The sequence below is a fragment of the Pseudonocardia sp. CA-142604 genome, assembly GCF_050948475.1.
In the GTDB taxonomy this organism is placed as follows: domain Bacteria; phylum Actinomycetota; class Actinomycetes; order Mycobacteriales; family Pseudonocardiaceae; genus Pseudonocardia; species Pseudonocardia alaniniphila.
Genome location: NZ_CP192045.1, coordinates 3,562,538 through 3,581,013 on the forward strand (window position 1 = coordinate 3,562,538; position 18,476 = coordinate 3,581,013).

Consider the following 18,476-nt stretch of genomic DNA (forward strand, 5'->3'; position numbering starts at 1 on the left):
GTGCATCGAGCTGTGCCTTTCACGTGTCGAGGACCACTCCTGGGCTTCTGCGTGACGCGTTCTCGAGTGCGCCCCTGCTTCGCTCGGGTCTCCTCATTTCCTCGGGGCGAGTGTCACGAACCGCGCCGCCACCGCGGCGAGCACGGCCGAGGAAAGGACGATGAAGCCCGCCGTGAGGAACACCGTCTGCAAGGTTGTCGACGAAACAAGGATCGCACCGAGACCGGACCCTGCTGCCAGGGCTATCTGAAGGTTCGTCACATTCATTGCCGACGCGGCCTCCGGGGTTTCCGGGGTCGCGTCGAGTATCCAGACCAGCGTTCCCGGGTTCACGATTCCCCAGAACAGGCCCCACAGCACGAGCAACAGGGCGGCCAGCCAGGGCAGGGTGCCCGAGCTCGCCAGCCCGATGAGCAATGCAGCGACCACCGCCGCCGAACCGGCGAAGCTGCCGATCACGCCGCGCTTGAACAGCGATCCGGCGACGAGTGAGCCGACGATGCCACCGCAGCCGTAGATGACGAACAGCAGGGAGACCACGCCGCTGGACAGATGCGTGTGGTCCGTCAGGAACGGGGTGATGTACGTCCAAGCGGTGAACTGTCCGATGAACACCACCGCGCCCGCCGCCATCCCAAATCGGGCGGCCCGCCGCGTCACGACCCCCACGAGATCACGCAGGTGCGTACGCCCATCCGGCGGAATACCCGGCAGCACGGCCGTCTGCGCAACCACGACAAACAGGGTCGCTGCCGCCGCGGTGACGAACGTGAGCCGCCAGCCGAGGAGGTTGCCGAGGAACTGTCCCGCCGGCAGCCCCACCACCGTCCCACCCGAAATACCCGCCGCGATGATGGTGATGGCGCGAGTGCCGCCGGCCGGGCCCACCAGCTTGGGCCCGACCGGTGAGACCACGGTCCAGAAGGCTCCGAGGGTGGCGCCGAAGGACATACGGGCGATCAGCACCAGGACGAAGTTCGGCGCCACCGCGACGACCGCGTTCGACACCAGCACCGTCAGGCCCAGGACGAGGATGACCGAGCGCCGGTCGAAGCGGCCGGACCGGAGGAAGAACAGCGGCGCCGACACCGCGGCGCTGAAGCCCGGCACGAGCACCATCAGCCCCGCGAGGCCGAGCGAGACATGCAGTCCGTCGGCGATCTGCGGCAGCAGCCCCACCGGCATCGTCTCCGTCATGACGACGACGAACGCGCCGAGCGCGACGGCACCCACGGACGCCCAGGCCCGCCTGCTGCCGGGCTCCGCGGCAAGGGCGGCAGCGGGGGCGGCCGCAGGCTGAGTCGGGACGGCCGCGGCGCACGACGACGCCGCGACCACGCGCACCCGCGTTGCACGGTGTGTCGGCGTCCCCTCTTCGGTTTTGGTCATGTGTTCTCGTCACTCATCGCATGCTCCTGACCGGGCCTGCTCTGTAAACACCCCAGGATGTATCCGCGCGAGTCACACGGGCGGTCGAAAATCCCACGTTGCGATCTGGCTACGCGCCGTCGAGGTGCCGCACAGTGTTGGCCGAACACGGAGATATTTGCCTACACAGTGAATCCTGGAGGGATCTATGCGTTGAAGATCTCTGTCCGAACGCTCCATGCGAACTGAAGCAACAGGGTGACCGGCGAGCGTTCGACGATGTTCACCATCGACTGAAAGTCGAGCTCGGGGACTTCCTCCGAGAGTCTGATCGTGCGCTGGAGGTAGCGCTCAGCGCCGACGATCTGCGGTTCGTGATAAGCGACGTCGACAGTGATGTCGCCTGCATAGTCATACTTGCGGTCGGCATATTGGCGCAAGGTGATGGCAGTGCATGACGCGAGCGCCATGAGAAGATATTCCGTCGGCGTTGGACCGGCGGCCGCTGATCCAATCCCGGGATCGTCGGCCGTGTAGGTGAAATTACCGGCCCTGATCTCGGTCTCCAGCCGACTGGTTGCCAGGAGCGTGGCGTGTGCGGTCGCGACGATTACGTCGTTGTTGCTGGTCAAAGGTGGATCCTTTTATTGGGCTCTGACGGAAGCGCAGGTGAACGGTGTCGGCCGTGCCGAGGTCACGGGGACCTTGCGTGTGGATCGCCTGTGGTTCCCCGGTCCGGCCATGCCTGATTCAACGGAGCCCGGGCATGCCCCGGACGGGCGGTGTAGCGCCCGTCTGGGGCATGCGGGTGCCGCGTCGCGTACACGGCCGGGCCCCACAATCAGCCACTGATTGGTGGACTATCGCTTCGTGTGGACTGGACTGTCAAGTCCGTTGGATGGTGGTCCGGGGGTCAAAGCCGGTCTCTCCTGAAGCGACCCGGTGGAGACCCCATGACGGTGGAGTGTTCGAGCCGTGAGCCCTCTCCTGGTCCAGTCGCACGGGATCCTCTCCGATGACCTGCTCTTCCGGCCGGGGGCCGGCACGCCCTGTGGCACAAGCCGTCGTTGCTGTCGATGCGCGGCGACCCTCCGCTTCCTCTCAAGAAACTGGACCAGTCGGGCCGAATGTTACGGAGACGATTCATGCTGTCAAGTCCAGTCACCGAGCTCGGACGCTGGTCGCGGAGATGGGGAGTCCTACCTCGCTGCCGGGCCGAGTCCGGTGCGAGAGTGGGCCGATCTCGACGCCCGTGCCGACCCCCTCCTGAGGCTCGCCACCGCGACCATGGCCGCCTACCGGACGACTACCTGCGTTCCCTGCCGGGCTCGCGGCCGACGGCAGTGGCGATCGGCCGCATCGAGGTCCGGCTGGCCCTCAACGGGTACGCATCCCGGGTGGCGAGCTGAAGCTGTTCGCGCTCCCGGACGCCGTCGCGGCCAGACTTGACAGTCCAGTAGCGCTTCGCCAATAGTCGAAGCGGCCAGGCCGTCGCAGGCCTCCGCGCGGGCGTCGCGTCGACTGCGCGTCGGCCCGCAGAGATCTCAAATAGGAGCTCAGATGCCCTCGACGAGGGGCTTCGCCGGCCGTCGTCGCGGCGTGCGCTACGCAACCGGGCGATCACCGAAGACTGGACTAATATGTCCGGAAATGACTGGCGTGGCATCAGGGTGTCGCGGCGAGGACTGGATGCAGGGAGGTGCCGGATGAAGGCGGTTGTTGTAAAGGACAAGGCCGCGGGAACGGCCGGGATGACGCTGGCGGAGCGACCCCGGCCGGAGGCGGCGGGGAACGACGTCCTTGTCGAGGTTCATGCGTCGGGATTCACCCCGGGCGAACTGACGTGGCCAGGGACCTGGACCGACCGTCTCGGCCGGGACCGAACACCGTCGATCCCTGGACACGAGCTGGCCGGAGTGGTCAGCGTTCTCGGCTATGGCACGACGGGGCTGTCGGTGGGCCAGCGAGTGTTCGGCCTCACGGACTGGACTCGTGACGGCACGCTTGCGGAGTATGTGGCCGTCGAGGCACGTAACCTCGCGCCGCTGCCGGGCGACGTCGACTTCACGGTCGGCGCGAGCCTGCCGATCTCGGGTCTGACCGCGTGGCAGGGACTGTTCGTGCACGGCCGTGTCCAGGTGGGGCAGAGCGTTCTCGTGCACGGTGCGGCCGGTGGAGTCGGATCGATGGTGACGCAGCTCGCGCGCGAGGCGGGTGCCTATGTCATCGGTACCGGACGTGCCGCCGACCGGCAGACGGCGCTCGATTTCGGCGCGCAGGAGTTCGTCGACCTCGAGAATGACACCCTGGAAGACGTCGGCGGAGTCGATCTCGTGTTCGATGTCATCGGCGGCGACATCGGGAAGCGGTCCGCAGGCGTGATCCGACCCGGAGGCACGCTCGTGACCATCGCCGGGCCAGCCGAGGCTCGGCCTGCGGACGGCTTGGCGATCGACTTCGTCGTCGAGGCCGATCGAGCCCAACTGAGTGAGATCGCCCGGCGGGTGCGGGACGGACGACTGCGGACAAACATCGGCAACGTCTCGACTCTCGACGGTGCCGTGGCCGCCTTCAACCCGACCGAGCGGATCAAGGGGAAGACGATCATCCGCGTTCGTCCGTGAGGACTCGGGACGACGAGCGGTCCTGCCCTTCTCGTGGATCAGCGTCAGCCGCGTGGCCAGGGCGGTGAGGAGGGTAGGAGGTCAGTGGCCACCACGACCGCGTTCGATACGACCGAGGTCGAGTTGCCGCTCGAACGCTACGCGGACGACGGCAGCGAGGAGCCGCGCCGGCCGCCGTGAATGCGCGCGGCGCTCAACGAGCCCGATTTCCTGACGCTGCTGCACATGTGCCCGATCCTTCGCCAGCCGGGCCGCTGCGGTTGGCGGCCGAGGAGGCGGTCGCAGGACCGCCACGGAAGGAGTTGACCGTGCTCGCTCTGCTGGTGGACCACGACGCCCCGGCCGGGCTGCGGCTCGGCGAGACCGCAGATCCCGTTCCGGCGTCCGACGAGGTGCTCGTCGAGGTGCGTGCGATCTCGCTGAACCACGGCGAGCTGCGCGGCGCGATCTTCAACTACGGCGAGCTGCGTGGCGTCGCGAACCAACCGGCGGGTTACGTACCGGGGTGGGATGCCGCGGGTGTGGTGCGCACCCCCGCGGCCGACGGTTCCGGGCCGCCCTCGGGCAGTCGGGTCGTGACGTTCGCACCCTCGGGTGCGTGGGCGCAGCTGCGGGCCGTCCCGGTCGCCGAGTTGGCGGTGGTGCCTGATGAGGTGGATCTCGGAGCGGCGTCGGCGCTTCCGGTTGCCGGGGTCACGGCGTTGCGGGCGCTGCGCAGGCTGGGTTTCGTGGCGGGGCAGCGGGTGCTGGTGACGGGGGCGTCCGGTGGGGTGGGGCGGTTCGCGGTGCAGCTGGGAGCGGCGGCCGGGGCGCATGTGATCGCCTCGGTCGGCAGCGCGGCGCGCGGCGCGGGCCTGGCCGAGCTGGGGGCGGCCGAGGTCGTCGTCGGGCTGGAGGGGGTCGAGCCGGGGCTGCACGGCGTGCTCGACAACGTCGGTGGTCCTCAGCTCGCTCACGCGTTCGGTCTGCTCGCGGTGGGTGGGTCGGTGCAGTGCATCGGTGCCACCTCCGGTGAGCCCACCGTGTTCGAGCCGTATGCGACCGTCGGGGAGCTGCGCAGCCTGCAGTCGTTCATGATGGGCGGGCAGCTGGCCGGCGACCTCGCCGTCCTCGTCGCGATGCTCGCCGAGGGCCGTCTCGACCCGCAGATCGGCCGGCGCGGGGACTGGAAGGACGTCGCGAGCGCGGTGGAGGCTCTTTTCGCCCGCCGGATCGCGGGCAAGGCCGTGCTCGACGTGAGCTGACCGGTCAGGCCGAGGTTAGCGACACCGACGGCCCCGTGACGCAGCTGCCGCAGCCAGCCCGGAACCTGCGGGCGAAATGGCCGGCGTCGGAGAACCCCCACATCCGTCCGACGGCCGCGACGGTCGCCCGATGACTGGAGCCAATTCCGTCACCGACCAGAAACGCATGTCCACCGCCGCCGACACACCCGCATCGACGCCTCACACATGGCCCATTGTCCCGACCTCGGGTGTGACCGCCGAGCTGCTCAAAGTCGGCTGACCAGCCACGAAAGGTCGCGGCTTGGCCGCGCCCAGCACGCGAGCTGATCGTAGTCACCCGAGAAGCGAGAAAGGTCGAAGACATGAAGATCGCAGTCATCGGCGGGACCGGGCTCATCGGATCACAGGTGGTGAAGATCCTCAACGCGAGCGGGTACGAGGCGGTGCCACACTCGCCGTCCACCGGACTGGACCTGTTGAGCGGGAAGGGCCTGCCCGAGGCGTTCGCGGGACTCGATGTCGTCGTCAACGTGACGGACTCGCCGACCTTCGATGAGGCCTCACCCGCGTTCTTCCAGACGACGATGGACAACCTGCTGCCGGCCGCGAAGTCCGCAGGCGTCGGCCACGCGGTGGTCCTCTCGATTGTCGGCGCCGAACTGGTGCCGGACCTGGTGTACTACCGCGCCAAGGTGCTGCAGGAGGACATCCTCAAGGCCGGTCCCGTGCCGTACTCGATCGTCCGTGCCACGCAGTTCTTCGAGTTCATGGACGCGGTACTGTCGTGGACCTCTGACGACAAGACCGTCCGCCTGCCCGCCACGCGCATCCAGCCCATGGCCTCGGCCGACGTCGCCCAGGCCGTGGCCGAGGTCTGCGTGAAAGCCCCGCTGCGGGGCACCCGCAACGTCGCCGGCCCCGAGGTCTTCACGCTCGACGAGCTGGGCCGGATCGCCCTGGCCGCCCACGGCGACCAGCGCACCGTCGTCACCGACAACAACGCCGGCATATACGCCGCCGCCTCGAGTGACGCTCTCATCGCCAAGGGCGACGCCGTCATCGCCACGACCACCTATCGGGACTGGCTCGCGCGATGACTGAGACGGGGCTGCACGACCTCCGTGGTGCGGGCCCCCGGCCGTACGGTCGCCTGGTGAGGCCGGGGGCCGCATCGACGACGAGGTCCTGGCGCATCTCCCCAGCGCACAGCGAGAACATCAACTTCTTCGGCGCCATCGAGGCCGACATCGAGGGCGAACTCGCCGAGCTCGGCCGCACCGGCTGCTGGCCGCTGTGGGTACGCGACACCCTCTTGCGACCCAAGATCGGGGCTGATTGGTGAGGTCGCGGCTCCAGGCGGGTCCGGCTTGTGAGGCGATTCTGGCTGTGACCTTTCCAAGGACTCCGGCCAATCGGGGAAGCTCAGAGCGTGTACTACGCCGATTGGCATGTCGTGGTCCACCGTCGGTCATTCCGTGAGCGCGGCTTCGCCACGCAGCCAGCGTCGGAGCAGTTCCTTGCGCACCTTGCCGTTGGTGTTGCGCGGCAGTGTTTCGACGAGCGCCAGGCGAGAGGGCAGGTACCACTGCGTCATGCCCTGGCCGCCGAGGTACTCACACAGCTCATCCAGGGTGACCGGGGGCGAGGTCGCCGGGACGATCGCCGCACAGGCCAGTTCGCCGCCGTCATCGGTCAGGTAGCCGACCAGGGCGACGTCCGCGACGCCGGGATGGCCCAGCAGCGCGGACTCGACGTCGTTGACCGGGATCATGAACACCCCGCCGATCCGGTCGGCGGCGCGGCCCATCAGCTTGAACCCGCCGCATCCGTCAGGCGCGGCGAGGTCTCCGGTGTCGTACCAGCCGTCGTTCTGATCGGCGATGACCACGACCTTGCCGGTGTCGCGGCCCACGGTTGCCAGGCACACGCCACCGCCTCGGACGAAGGCGCGGCCGGGTTGGGCGTGGGTGATGTCGGTGTCCGACCGCAGGTCGATCTCCACGCCCTTGCACGGGCGTCCGTCGCTGTGCGTGGCCCACTCCGGCCAGTCGTCCTCGCGGGTCCGTGTGATCAGCCCGGTCTCGGTCATCCCCCACCCGGCCTGCAACGGCACCCCGAACACCCGCCGGGCCTGCGAGACCAGCGGCCGCGGAATGGTGGTGCCGGAGCAGACGAGCGCGTGAAGCGCGGGCAGGCGCTGCGGCTCGCCGTCCCAGGCCGCGATCACGTCCTGGATGAACGTCGGCGCGCCGAGCATGATCGTGGTGCCGGTTTCGGCGAGTATCGCTGCACCCCGCTCGCCGGACCAGGAGTCGAGCAGCACCCTGCACGCCCCGCTCCACAGGGAAAGCAGCGTGCTGCGATACGCAAGCGTGTGCATCAGCGCATGAGGCGTGAAAATCACGTCCTGCTGCCCGACTCCCGGGTCCCCCAGGCAAGCCATACCGGCGTGCACCGTGTTGTGGCTGTGGAGCGCGCCTTTCGGCTCGCCCGACGTGCCCGAGGTGAAGAAAAGTATGGCCACCCGGTCCGGATCTTCGGATGCACCATCCAGCGCGACCGGATGGCGCTGCTCCCACGGCGTGTCCTCGAAGAACGAGCTGAACTCGGTCTCACCGTCGTCCGCCGTGCCGATCACCACCCGGTGGCGCAGCTCGGGCAGCCGCGGCGCCATCTCGCGCAGTGCGGCGGCGTGGTGGAACCCGTCCCACTCGTCCACCGTGACGCAGACGTTCGCGCCCACTCGGGCCAGCATTGGTTCCAGCTCGCGGGGCCGGATCGTGGTCATGATCGGTGCCAGCACCGCCTGCAGCCGCATCGCTGCCAGCAAGAGCGCGCCGGATTGCCACCAGTTCGGTAACTGGAACGCCACCACCTGGCCGGGCCGCACGCCCAGTTCGTACAGCGCTCCAGCGAACCGCTCGACGTAGTGGGCGTAGTCGGCGTAGCTGAGCTCCACCGAACTCATCTCCGCCGGCGCGGTGCCGGCCCGATAGGCCCTGATCGCGATGGCATCAGGGCTTTCGTCACGCCACCGACGCAGATCCCCGATGGGCCCGGAGTCGCGCCACACGTCCGCGGCGCGATGCTTCTCCGCGGTTGCCCGAGACGGCCGAATCGCGAAAATCGACATCATCAAAGCCTTCCGACATCCTTCATGAGTCCGTATCCGGCGCTGAAATGTGGTCGTAAGGGCGTGAGGAACACACCTGCGCGACGGACACCGGGCTGCGCAACCTGTCCTTCCACGACGCATACCAGAACCGGATCCGGCTGGCGACCAGCGCGCTCGCCGCGGACCTGCCGGCCTGGTGCGCCCGCCTCGCACTGCCCCCGAACGGGGCGACCAACGAGCCGAAACGGCTGCGGCTGCGAATCCTGGCCGACGCCGGGCGCCCTGCACGGCCGGGAAGCTGCCAAGTCAGGCAGAAGATCACAGCACTACCGTTACAAAAGATAGAGGATGACCAATCCTGGTGGCCCTTCTCGCGTCCTCAGTTAGGTGGTCAGTTGCGTCCGACCATGACGCCGCCGTCAACGTCGACGATGGCGCCGGTCATCCAGCTCGCCTTGTCCGAGAGCAGAAACGACACCATGTTCGCGACGTCTTCCGGGGTGCCGATCCGGCCGAGCGGGTGCCTGCCGGCAAAAGTGTTCTCGGTCAGGTCGAGTTCCTCTTCCGGGAACTGGGGATCGCGGCGGGCCCACACTCCGGTTGCTCCGTGCGAGCAACACTGCCGATGAGCACGCATAGACCGACAGCTCGCGCGAGTGCCCTAGGCTGCGCCAGCCGCTGTCGCGATCAGACGCTGCCCGTCGAGTCCAATGGCCGGGCCGTGTCGCGCCCCACGCTGTCGGGCCGCGGGTTCTCCGACGACCCCAAGGCGCTCGACGCGGTGCTGCCCCTCGTGGAGGACGAGCTGTCCCGCACCGAGGCCGAGGGCATCACCGACACCCACCGCATCGCACAGGCGGTGCGCCGCGTGGTGGGGAGGTCGGTGGGGGAGACCTACCGCAGGCGGCCGATGATCGTGCCCACGGTGATCCCTGTCTGACCGGCCCGCGTGCCGGGGCCGGAGGCCCGGCCCCGGCACGCAGAGGGTCACTCCGGGTCCCGGCGCACCACGGGAGACGTAATCGTCGTCGCTCCTCATTCATGACTCCCTGCTGATACTCCGGAAATCAGTAGCAGCGCAACATCCACATTGATGTGGCAGAAGATCTCATGGTCCGCAGATTAGCGAGGAGTGGGTGCCCTGCACGCCGGCATGGCGGTGCGCGAACCGCCGGAGCCGGCAGCACCAGATGGTTTCCATCGTCTTGCGGAGGGTTCGGGCGCGGGGGTCGGAAATCTCGGTCATATGAGGCGTGGTGGTGTTACCCGGCCGGTGGCCCGTTAATCTGGGGTTTGGGTGGGAACCGGGTCTTCTGTGATGCGGGCGGTTTCATCATGTGGCGGTGATTGTCGGCGCCACATGATGACGGGCGGGTTCATCGCCGATGTGGAGCGGCGCAAGTACCAGCGCGCGGGCTCGCCGAGCGCTCCGTCGGCCAGTGCACGAGGACGTGGAGCCGGCCACGGCAGGGGTGTGGTGGTGGGTGTGTGTCAGGCGGCGGGTTGTCGTGTTGCGGTGCCGAGGGCGTTGTCGATGAGGTATCGCCAGCGGCCGTCGGCGCCGCGGCGCAGGATGTCGGCGGCGGCGCCTTCGAGGTGTACGTGTGTGCCGTCGGGGCCGGTGCCCTCGATTGACCAGTCCAGGACGATTTGGGCGATGTCGCCGGCGACGAACACGTGGCGGGTGGTGGCCTCGAGTGGCAGGCCGAGTTTGAGGTCGCGTTCGAGTTCGGCGGCGATCTCGGTGGGATCGGTGACCGAGCGTCCGTCTCGTGCGACGAACACGGCTCCGGGCTCGTAGTGGATCATCATGGCGCTGACCTTGCCGGAGTTGAACCGCTCGACCAGTGATGCGGCCATGTTTTCGGGTTCGGTCGGGAGTGAATAGGACTCGGACATTCCGGTCTCCTGTTCATGGTGGTTGATCTGGGATGCGGCGATGACGGCGCAGCGTGTCGTCGATCGAGCCGGGGCCCGGATGCGGCCCGCGGAGCGCAGTCGGCAGCCTAACTGGACTGCCTGTTCCAGGCTATGGCATCAGTTAGGCGGCCCGCAGGAGGGCACCGAGTGGCGCGCGCCACATCACCCGGGCGTCCCCCGGCCGGCGCGTGAGGCATCCCCGGCGCCCGTACACACACCCTCTCTCACCTGCATAAACCCGAGGAACCAGTGCCCGGTCTCCGCGCAGTGGTGACGAGCCGCGCAGGTGCCCGGGTGGCCGGCGATGCTCCGATTCGCTCGTCCACCCCGCCGTCCGTGCTCTCCCATTCACGCCGCAGAGCGATACGACGATGGACCGGCTAGCACAAAACCGGCCCACCATCTGAGCCACCCGGAAGACACCGCTACGCCTCAACCCCTGCCTCACCGCCTGTCCAGACACCGATCCCACCGGCTATCGCCCCACACCCGAGGCGATCGATACGAATCACGGACGGACGCGGGCCAGGCGCACATTGCGTGCAATCGTTTGGTCCAACATTGCACATTGCACACACCACCTGGAGGAGCTGGACGCAATTCATGCCCGAGCGTCGACCACCGGCCCATGGTGGTGTCGGCAACGCCTGCGGCATGCACGAGATCCGCTGCGGCACGGACGATGCAGTACCGAGTCAACGCTCCAAGCGCGGTCGGGCGCCGCGTAGGAGGCTGGGTCCGAAACCTGTCACGGTGGCCATGCTGGTCCGACTACTTGACAACCGCCTACCATCCGAGATCTTGCAGACCAATCAGTCCAGCCGATTCGTACCCTTATGACCGAGTAGCGGCCGCTTTTCCCCGTCGTAGTGCCGCGTATCACGGCTTGAAAGTGGACCGACTGGTCTGCACTGGTTAGCATTCGGTCGATGCCTAGAGATGATGCCGCGGAGGAGGCCCCGCTGCGGACTCACCGGGGCGCGGTGACGCGCGAGCGGATCGTGCGCGCTGCCGCCCGCATCGTCTTCAGCCGTGGTGTTGCGGAAATGAGCATCGAGCAGGTTCTCACCGCGTCGAACGCCAGTCGCTCGGAGCTCCACCGCTACTTTGCGGACAAGGAAGCGCTGATCGAGGCGGTGGTCGACTTCCAGGTGAACCCCGTGCTCGCCGGCCAGCAGTCGCTGCTCGCCCGGGTGAACTCCGTCAGTGGGTTGCGCGAGTGGGCCGATGCCGTCGTGGCCATGAACCGGACGCGGGATGGAGTCGACGGTTGCCCGATCGGCGCTCTGGTCGGCCAGCTGGCCGAGCAGTCCAGTGCTGCACGGGCCAAGCTCGAGGACGCATTCCGCACGTGGGAGTCCTACCTCGCCGCCGCGCTTCGCCGCATGCAAGAGTGCGGCGAACTCGACGCCGCGGCCGACCCCGCCGAACTTGGCACCGGGGTCATGGCCGCACTGCAGGGCGGGTTGGTGCTGGCCCACGCCAGGCGTAGCGAGCAGCCGGTGCGGACGGCCTTGGGGCTGGCCCTCGACCGGATGGCGCTCGCCGCGGCGCCTGCAGGCCACGTCGAGCTGGAGTCGGGAGAAGGCTCATGATCAGGACTCCTGCTCCGGGCCACCACGAGGGCGAACGAGCCGTACGGTGACGGGTCGGCGTCGAGGACGGCTGGCGGTGCTCCACCACCCGGCCTCGCACGACCGTGCGCGGGAGGTCTGGTGGATCCACGCCGCCCGCGGCCCAGCGGAGCACCCATTCGCGCGCGAGGCCGCCGACCTCCCGGATGCCCTGCCCGCGGCCGGCGTCCGCATCTTCAGCAAGGTCACCGCGGACGAGCTGGCCGCGACGGGTGCGACCGCGGGGCGGCTCAGTGCGCCGGGGCCCGACAGGCCGGGCGTGTCGGCCGCTGTAGCGGCCGACGGCTGCGGCCCGGCCCCGTTCATGGCCGAGGTGCACGGCGCCCTCGCTGCTGCTGGTCGTCTCTCTACTTGTCCTCCGCTTCCGCGGAGGGGGCCGGACGAATGCCGGGTGTGGCCATTTCGCCGCGCTGGTGAGCAGCCGGAGAGGAGGGCGTCGTCGTACCAGGGGCAGCGCGCTCGACGCGCGCCTCAGCCCGGCCGGAGAGCGGCTTTCTCACTGCGGAACGCGTCCGGCACGGCCACCACCAGTCCGAGCAAGAACCAGCACGACGATCGTTGCGGGAAGGACGGGGAATGAACGGGACAACGGACAACGTCTTCGACGTCATCATCATGGGCGCCGGCCCGGTGGGGCAGACCGTCGCCGACCGGGTCCGAGCTGCGGAGCTCAAGGCTGCGGTGATCGAGCAGGAACTGGTGGGCGGTGACTGCGCGTACTGGGGTTGTATCCCCAGCAAGGCGATGCTGCGGCCGGTCATCGCCCTCGCGGATACCTGCAGCGTCGACGGCGCGCGGGATGCGGTCTCCGGTCCGCTCAACGTGGCCGGCGTGTTCGGGCGTCGCGAGCGCTACGTGACCAACCGGGACGACGACGGCCGTGCACACCGGGTCAAGGAGATCGGTGCGGAACTGTTCCGCGGGCATGCCCGGCTCGATGGTGCCCGTCGGGTCGCCGTTGCTATGCCGGACGACAAGGTGGTCGTGCTCGAGGCGCGGCATGCGGTCGTGATCTGCACCGGCAGCCGGGCGGCGATCCCCGACATCCCGGGTATCGAGGCCGTGCACGCGTGGACGAACCGTGAGGCCACCGAAAGCAGCGCCGTTCCCGACCGGCTCGCAGTCATCGGCGGTGGCCCGCAGGGTGTTGAGATGGCGACGGCGTGGCACGGGTTGGGGGCATCGGTCACGCTTCTGGAGCCCGAGGGGCGGTTGCTGCACCGCATGGAGCCTTTCGCCGGTGAGCTGGTCGCTGAGGCGCTCGGCAGCGCTGGGGTGGAGGTGCGCACCGGTGTGTCGGTGAAAGAGCTGCAGCTTCGCCGGCCCGCCGGGGCTACCACGGTGTTGCTGGAGGACGGTTCGGAGTTCGAGGCGGACGAGGTGCTGTTCGCAACCGGCCGGGCGCCCAACACCGTGGAAATCGGGCTGGAGACGGTGGGGCTCATGTCGGGGTCGTGGTTGGAGATCGCGGACGACGGCCGGGTGCTGGCGCCCGACCTCGGGTGGCTCTACGCGGCCGGCGACGTGAACCACCGGGCTCTGCTCACCCACCAGGGCAAGTACCAGGCACGGATCATCGGTGATGTCATCTGTGCACGTGTTGCCGGACAGGAAGTGGAGACCGCGGCCTGGAGCGCCCACACCGCCACCGCGGACACGTTCGCCGTTCCGCAGGTCGTGTTCACCGTTCCTGAGGCGGCCTCCGTCGGGGTCACGGCCGAGCAGGCTGAACAGGCCGGGCGCCGGGTGCGCGTGGTCGATGTCGAGATCGGTGAGGTCGTCGTGGGGGCCAAGCTGTACGCCGACGGCTATCAGGGTCGGGCCCGCATGGTGGTCGACCTCGACGAGAACGTTCTGCTGGGGGTCACGTTCGTCGGCCCTGGCGTCGGCGAGCTGCTGCACTCGGCCACGGTTGCCGTCGCCGGCCGGGTGCCTGTCGACCGGCTCTGGCACGCCGTCCCCTGCTTCCCCACGATCAGCGAGGTCTGGCTGCGTCTCCTGGAGGCCTACCGCGGCTGAGTAGCCGACCGGAGCTGACACCGCAGGCCGGCATGGTCGCGGACCAACCGCCGCTGCCGACGCGGCGAAGCGCTACCACCTCACCGTCGACCGGTGGCTCGCACAGCAGTAGTCGTGCAGGCCGTTCGGCGCAGAACGGCCGACCGTCACCGTGCGACGCACGCCCCCGCCATCGCTGTCACGGACAGGACCGGCGCCTGTCCGTGCTGATGTCGGTGATTCCAGATAACCGCTGAAGAAGCTGGGAGCATCCATGTCTGTCCACCACTCGCACCACATCGACGACCCGAACCGAACGACACCCCCGCCGCAGATCGAGGTCCTGGTCTCGGTGCCGACCCCGCCGATTCCCGACCCCTCCGAGGCGATGATCCTGCAGGTCACGCTGCCCCCGGGGAGCACTGGTACCCCGCCCCACCGGCACACCGGTCCCGCCTTCGGCTACGTGGTCCAGGGCGAGATGATCTTCGAGCTGGAGGGTGAGCCCGAGCGTGTCGTGCGTGCGGGCGAGACGTTCGGGGAGCCGGGCGGCGACGTGATCCATTACCAGGACGGCAACAATCTCGCCGATGCCGAGACCCGGTTCGTGGTCACCATGTTCGGCGTCCCCGGCCAGCCGATGCTGATCCCGGTGAGTGCCGAGGAGCTCGAGGAGCGCAAGCCCCGGCGCGCCCCTCGTCCGTGATCCCGCCCCGGGCGCGGCACAGCAGGGGCTCGTGGTTGTGCTCGCGCCCCGGCTCGTGCTTGTGCCCGGGCCCATGATCGGGCTCACGCCCAACCTCGTGCTCGGCTCGCGTTCGGGCTCGTCACGGTGGCCCCCTCGCCGTGGCCCCGGTATCTCGTGGCCTGCCTGCTCCTGGTACAGCGTGAGCCCCGGGACGTCCGTATGGACTGCCGGCGGCTGCCGCTCGCGCATGTCGTGCTCGGCTCCAGCGCGGCGACATGTTCGGTGTGGGCGAGCTGCTGGTCGGTGACGCGACGCGCCGGTACGACGCCTCGGCGGCTTCCTGGTCGCGCCGGTGCGCTGCTTGCCATGCAGGCGCATGGTCGCGCTCGGCGGCGTCGGCGCGGGTCAGGATGTACCGGTGCTGGTCTCGTGGCCCCCGCCGCCGAGCCCCAGCACGAGCCGGAACGCGCCATATCCGGGCCGACCCGCCACCGTCGTCGCCCGCTTCAGTGCCAACCGGCAGGCAGCCTCGCCTCGATGTCGCGCAGGTGCCGTCTCGCGCAGTCTGGGCAGACGACCGCCACGACGTCGGCGCCGGCTCGGAGCAGCCGCATCGTGGCCTCGCCGGTGCCTGCGCCCAGTCCGATCACCCCGCATACCGGGCCTCAGCACCTCGAGCTCTCGCATGCGGTCCCACAGGGCCGTCCGGGTGGGCGCCGCTGCGCCGCAGCCAGTCCTCCAGCGCCCGCTGTACGACTTGCACGACGGCGCTTGCCTGGTCGATCCGCTCGACGATGTCGGCGCGGCGGTCGCGCGCGAGTCGACCCAGCGGGGCGAGCTCAGGTTCTGCGATCGCGCGTTCTTCGGCGGACTCGCTCGGTCGCGGTATGCCAGGACGCTTCCAGCTGCCCGGCGGTGCGCACGGCGGCGGTAGGCGCAGGTAGGCCTGCAGGACTACTCCGAACTTGTAGGACAGATCGCTCTTAACGCGCTGCGGCAGGTTTGTCCGCGACAATCGTTCCCCGCGTGTCAGGCCCGCCGACGACTGCGACGGCGGGTCGCTGGTCCAGGCAAGAGTGGCCGCCGATCAGTCGGGGGACATCGGGGACGCCCCTGGACTCGACCAGACGGTGGAGGATGCCGGAGACGCCGCTGCCGGGCGACAACTCGACAGGCAAGTTGATCTCCGGTGCCCCGGGCTGGCGATCGCATGACATGCCAGTACTAGACCGAAGTGTCCGCATGTCGGCGGGACTTTCCCCGAGTTGGGCTGATCAGCTCGCTGCGTCGGATGCACGTTTCTGCGGTAGCGCGAGCGCTTCCACGTTGTGGATCGCGAAATCGAGCGCCAGTGCCATCGGCCGCGCGCTTCGTGCGGCCTGTGAGAGGAGATAGCCGCCCTGGTAAGCCGCCATGATGCCGGTGGCGAGCTCGGCAGGGTCGGCCTGCGCGTCGAGTTCGCCACGGTCCTGCATACGTCGGATGCCCGCGGCGAGGTAGGACTCCCAGTTCTGGAACGCAGCGTTGATCAGAATCCGGGCTGGTTCGGACTGGTCCGCCAACTCGCTGGCCAGCGAGCCGATCGCGCAGCCGTGGGCTCCGTGGCGCTCGTCGACGAAACGAACGCTCGCGTCGCGCCAGCGCCGCAGACCCTGCAGGGAGTTGAGTTGTTCGAGGTGGGGTTCGTGCCGCTCCATCACACGTGCGGTCTGCATTTTGATCACCGCGGTGACCAGGGCGTCCTTGTCGTCGAAGTAGTGGTAGAGCTGTGACTTGCTGGTACCGGAGGCCTCGACCACCTGGTCCATGGTCGTGCCGGCGACCCCGTTGGCGTGCATGAGCTCGGCCGCGGCTTGGACGATGCGGTCGCGCGTGAGGGCGCCGCGGGCGGTCAGGCGCCGCGCAGGCTGCTCGGCTCGGGCACTCGTCACGGACGCGATCCTAGCCTGACGACGTGATGCTGAACGTCTGAAACGCGACATTGTAGACCGACTAGTCTAGAGGATCCCGTACGCCGTGCGATACGGAGGCCCGTCGCGTGGCGTTGGAGATCGGGTCTGTGGACCGGTTGCCCTCCTGCGCACCTCAGGAGGCTCGTGTTGGAGCGGCACAAGCGCTCGTCGCTCGACACCACCGAAGATGTGACAGTCAAAACGGACCACCCAGTACCGGTTCCAGAGCATTTGCGCGTGTCCAGAGGGGAACCCGAGGAGCGAGCCTCGGGGCGGGTTGGCTGGCATGCGGCGACGCGGGACCGCATTGTGCGGGGCGCTGCGGAGGTTGTCTTCCGGCTCGGCGTCGCGGGGGTGGGCATCGAACGGGGCCGTGCCGCGTCGCGAATGCCCGTCCGGCCGTCAGCTTCGGCGCTTGCTCCGATGAAGGCTTGCGTCACGGGGCCGCCGCGTGTCCGACCGCAACCTTCGCGTCCCGCCCTGAACCATGCCCCTCTTCGAGGACATGAATTGCGTCCAGCCCGTCCAGGTGGTGTGTGCGATGTTGGACCGAACGGTCAAAGGCCATGTGTGGCCGGCTGCCGTCCGTCTGCGATTCGTATCGATCGCCTCGGGTGTGGGGCGGTAGCGGGTGGGATCGGTGTCTGGGCAGGCGGTGAGGCAGGGGTTGAGGTGTTGTGGTGTCTTCCCGGTGGCCCGGATGGTGGGTCGGTTGTCTACGTGGATTCCGGCGGACCCGGGCGTCAGCCGCACCTGCGGCCGCCTCGTTGGTCTAGATGGTCCATAGTTGTAGCTCCCTGCGGCGTAGGTGGGAGAGCACGGACGGCGGGGCGGACGAGCGAATCGGAGCATCGCCGGCCACCCGGGCACCTGCGCGGCTCGTCACCACTGCGCGGAGACCGGGCACTGGTTCCTCGGGTTTATGCAGGTGAGAGAGGGTGTGTGTACGGGCGCCGGGGATGCCTCACGCGCCGGCCGGGGGACGCCCGGGTGATGTGGCGCGCGCCACTCGGTGCCCTCCTGCGGGCCGCCTAACTGATGCCATAGCCTGGAACAGGCAGTCCAGTTAGGCTGCCGACTGCGCTCCGCGGGCCGCATCCGGGCCCCGGCTCGATCGACGACACGCTGCGCCGTCATCGCCGCATCCCAGATCAACCACCATGAACAGGAGACCGGAATGTCCGAGTCCTATTCACTCCCGACCGAACCCGAAAACATGGCCGCATCACTGGTCGAGCGGTTCAACTCCGGCAAGGTCAGCGCCATGATGATCCACTACGAGCCCGGAGCCGTGTTCGTCGCACGAGACGGACGCTCGGTCACCGATCCCACCGAGATCGCCGCCGAACTCGAACGCGACCTCAAACTCGGCCTGCCACTCGAGGCCACCACCCGCCACGTGTTCGTCGCCGGCGACATCGCCCAAATCGTCCTGGACTGGTCAATCGAGGGCACCGGCCCCGACGGCACACACGTACACCTCGAAGGCGCCGCCGCCGACATCCTGCGCCGCGGCGCCGACGGCCGCTGGCGATACCTCATCGACAACGCCCTCGGCACCGCAACACGACAACCCCCCGCCTGACACACACCCACCACACCCCTCCGCGATGGCGCCGACAACCACCACCACATGATGAAGCCGCCCGCATCACACAAGACCCGGTTCCCACTCTCATGAACGGGCTATCGGCCGGGTACCACCACACCTCACGTGGTCAAGATTTCCGACTCACGTGCCCGGACCCTCCACAAGACGGCGGAAACCCATCTGGTGCTGCTGGCTCCGGCGGTTTCGCGCATGGCGGCGGTGCTGCCATGGTCGGACCCGAGCCGAACGCTGTTCCCGATGTTCGGGCTCCCGTTGCAGCTCGACGCGCGGAGGTCGAGCCGGTGATGACCCGAGGTGGTCATCGCGCACCTCGAGGTGGACGGCGTCGTGATTCGTCGC

The 18,476-nt window shown here is 68.6% G+C and carries 14 protein-coding genes and 1 pseudogene; 9 read left to right on the forward strand and 6 right to left on the reverse strand.

Features of this window, described 5'->3' with window-relative positions:
• Positions 1-93: 93 nt before the first annotated feature.
• Together ACQPZQ_RS16315 and ACQPZQ_RS16320 are read right to left on the reverse strand one after the other, a co-directional pair.
• On the reverse strand, positions 94-1,389 hold the full coding sequence (locus ACQPZQ_RS16315) for an MFS transporter (protein WP_433296530.1): 1,296 nt from the start codon (positions 1,387-1,389) through the stop codon (positions 94-96).
• Positions 1,390-1,574: 185 nt separating this feature from the next.
• Positions 1,575-2,000 carry an OsmC family protein gene (locus ACQPZQ_RS16320; RefSeq protein WP_433296532.1) on the reverse strand — a complete coding sequence of 142 codons (426 nt, stop codon included), beginning with the start codon at positions 1,998-2,000 and terminating at the stop codon, positions 1,575-1,577.
• Between the two features lie 1,074 nt (positions 2,001-3,074).
• Here ACQPZQ_RS16320 and ACQPZQ_RS16325 point away from each other — a divergent pair.
• From ACQPZQ_RS16325 to ACQPZQ_RS16340, 4 genes are all read left to right on the forward strand, one after another.
• On the forward strand, positions 3,075-3,992 hold the full coding sequence (locus ACQPZQ_RS16325; protein WP_433296534.1) for an NADP-dependent oxidoreductase: 918 nt from the start codon (positions 3,075-3,077) through the stop codon (positions 3,990-3,992).
• A gap of 308 nt (positions 3,993-4,300) precedes the next feature.
• Positions 4,301-5,236, forward strand: coding sequence for a zinc-binding dehydrogenase (locus tag ACQPZQ_RS16330; protein WP_433296536.1), 936 nt, complete (start codon positions 4,301-4,303; stop codon positions 5,234-5,236).
• Positions 5,237-5,580: 344 nt separating this feature from the next.
• Entirely contained in the window at positions 5,581-6,315 is a 735-nt protein-coding gene (locus ACQPZQ_RS16335; RefSeq protein ID WP_433296538.1) for an SDR family oxidoreductase, read from the forward strand.
• Between the two features lie 56 nt (positions 6,316-6,371).
• Positions 6,372-6,560, forward strand: a complete 189-nt coding sequence (locus tag ACQPZQ_RS16340; RefSeq protein WP_433296540.1) for a hypothetical protein — start codon at positions 6,372-6,374, stop codon at positions 6,558-6,560.
• Between the two features lie 126 nt (positions 6,561-6,686).
• On the opposite strand, the gene ACQPZQ_RS16345 is transcribed toward ACQPZQ_RS16340, so the two are convergent.
• Together ACQPZQ_RS16345 and ACQPZQ_RS16350 are read right to left on the reverse strand one after the other, a co-directional pair.
• Complete coding sequence (locus ACQPZQ_RS16345; RefSeq protein ID WP_433296542.1) at positions 6,687-8,474, reverse strand: AMP-binding protein; 1,788 nt, start codon at positions 8,472-8,474, stop codon at positions 6,687-6,689.
• 250 nt (positions 8,475-8,724) lie between these two features.
• Positions 8,725-8,928: an SDR family oxidoreductase gene (locus ACQPZQ_RS16350; RefSeq protein ID WP_433296545.1), complete on the reverse strand. Its 204-nt coding sequence runs from the start codon at positions 8,926-8,928 to the stop codon at positions 8,725-8,727.
• Between the two features lie 111 nt (positions 8,929-9,039).
• Here ACQPZQ_RS16350 and ACQPZQ_RS16355 point away from each other — a divergent pair.
• Positions 9,040-9,273: pseudogene (locus ACQPZQ_RS16355) on the forward strand (ribonuclease J); the annotation flags it as partial.
• Positions 9,274-9,824: 551 nt separating this feature from the next.
• Here the strand turns inward: ACQPZQ_RS16355 and ACQPZQ_RS16360 are convergent.
• Entirely contained in the window at positions 9,825-10,232 is a 408-nt protein-coding gene (locus ACQPZQ_RS16360; protein ID WP_433296547.1) for a YybH family protein, read from the reverse strand.
• Positions 10,233-11,182: 950 nt separating this feature from the next.
• Between ACQPZQ_RS16360 and ACQPZQ_RS16365 the strand changes: the two genes are divergently transcribed.
• From ACQPZQ_RS16365 to ACQPZQ_RS16375, 3 genes are all read left to right on the forward strand, one after another.
• Positions 11,183-11,848, forward strand: coding sequence for a TetR/AcrR family transcriptional regulator (locus ACQPZQ_RS16365; RefSeq protein ID WP_433296548.1), 666 nt, complete (start codon positions 11,183-11,185; stop codon positions 11,846-11,848).
• 615 nt (positions 11,849-12,463) lie between these two features.
• Entirely contained in the window at positions 12,464-13,906 is a 1,443-nt protein-coding gene (locus tag ACQPZQ_RS16370; RefSeq protein ID WP_433296551.1) for a dihydrolipoyl dehydrogenase family protein, read from the forward strand.
• 253 nt (positions 13,907-14,159) lie between these two features.
• Positions 14,160-14,591, forward strand: coding sequence for a cupin domain-containing protein (locus tag ACQPZQ_RS16375; RefSeq protein WP_433296553.1), 432 nt, complete (start codon positions 14,160-14,162; stop codon positions 14,589-14,591).
• A 1,256-nt stretch (positions 14,592-15,847) separates the two neighbouring features.
• Here ACQPZQ_RS16375 and ACQPZQ_RS16380 read toward each other — a convergent pair.
• Positions 15,848-16,504: a TetR/AcrR family transcriptional regulator gene (locus ACQPZQ_RS16380; protein ID WP_433296555.1), complete on the reverse strand. Its 657-nt coding sequence runs from the start codon at positions 16,502-16,504 to the stop codon at positions 15,848-15,850.
• A gap of 1,198 nt (positions 16,505-17,702) precedes the next feature.
• Between ACQPZQ_RS16380 and ACQPZQ_RS16385 the strand changes: the two genes are divergently transcribed.
• Positions 17,703-18,110, forward strand: a complete 408-nt coding sequence (locus ACQPZQ_RS16385; protein ID WP_433296557.1) for a YybH family protein — start codon at positions 17,703-17,705, stop codon at positions 18,108-18,110.
• Positions 18,111-18,476 lie beyond the last annotated feature (366 nt).

Excerpts from the sequence above, each read along its gene's own strand:
- ACQPZQ_RS16375 (WP_433296553.1), top strand. The coding sequence starts at position 14,160 with ATGTCTGTCCACCACTCGCACCACATCGACGACCCGAACCGAACGACA.
- ACQPZQ_RS16360 (WP_433296547.1), bottom strand. The coding sequence starts at position 10,232 with ATGTCCGAGTCCTATTCACTCCCGACCGAACCCGAAAACATGGCCGCA.
- ACQPZQ_RS16315 (WP_433296530.1), bottom strand. The coding sequence starts at position 1,389 with ATGACCAAAACCGAAGAGGGGACGCCGACACACCGTGCAACGCGGGTG.
- ACQPZQ_RS16325 (WP_433296534.1), top strand. The coding sequence starts at position 3,075 with ATGAAGGCGGTTGTTGTAAAGGACAAGGCCGCGGGAACGGCCGGGATG.
- ACQPZQ_RS16335 (WP_433296538.1), top strand. The coding sequence starts at position 5,581 with ATGAAGATCGCAGTCATCGGCGGGACCGGGCTCATCGGATCACAGGTG.
- ACQPZQ_RS16385 (WP_433296557.1), top strand. The coding sequence starts at position 17,703 with ATGTCCGAGTCCTATTCACTCCCGACCGAACCCGAAAACATGGCCGCA.
- ACQPZQ_RS16370 (WP_433296551.1), top strand. The coding sequence starts at position 12,464 with ATGAACGGGACAACGGACAACGTCTTCGACGTCATCATCATGGGCGCC.
- ACQPZQ_RS16365 (WP_433296548.1), top strand. The coding sequence starts at position 11,183 with ATGCCTAGAGATGATGCCGCGGAGGAGGCCCCGCTGCGGACTCACCGG.
- ACQPZQ_RS16345 (WP_433296542.1), bottom strand. The coding sequence starts at position 8,474 with ATGCGTCGTGGAAGGACAGGTTGCGCAGCCCGGTGTCCGTCGCGCAGG.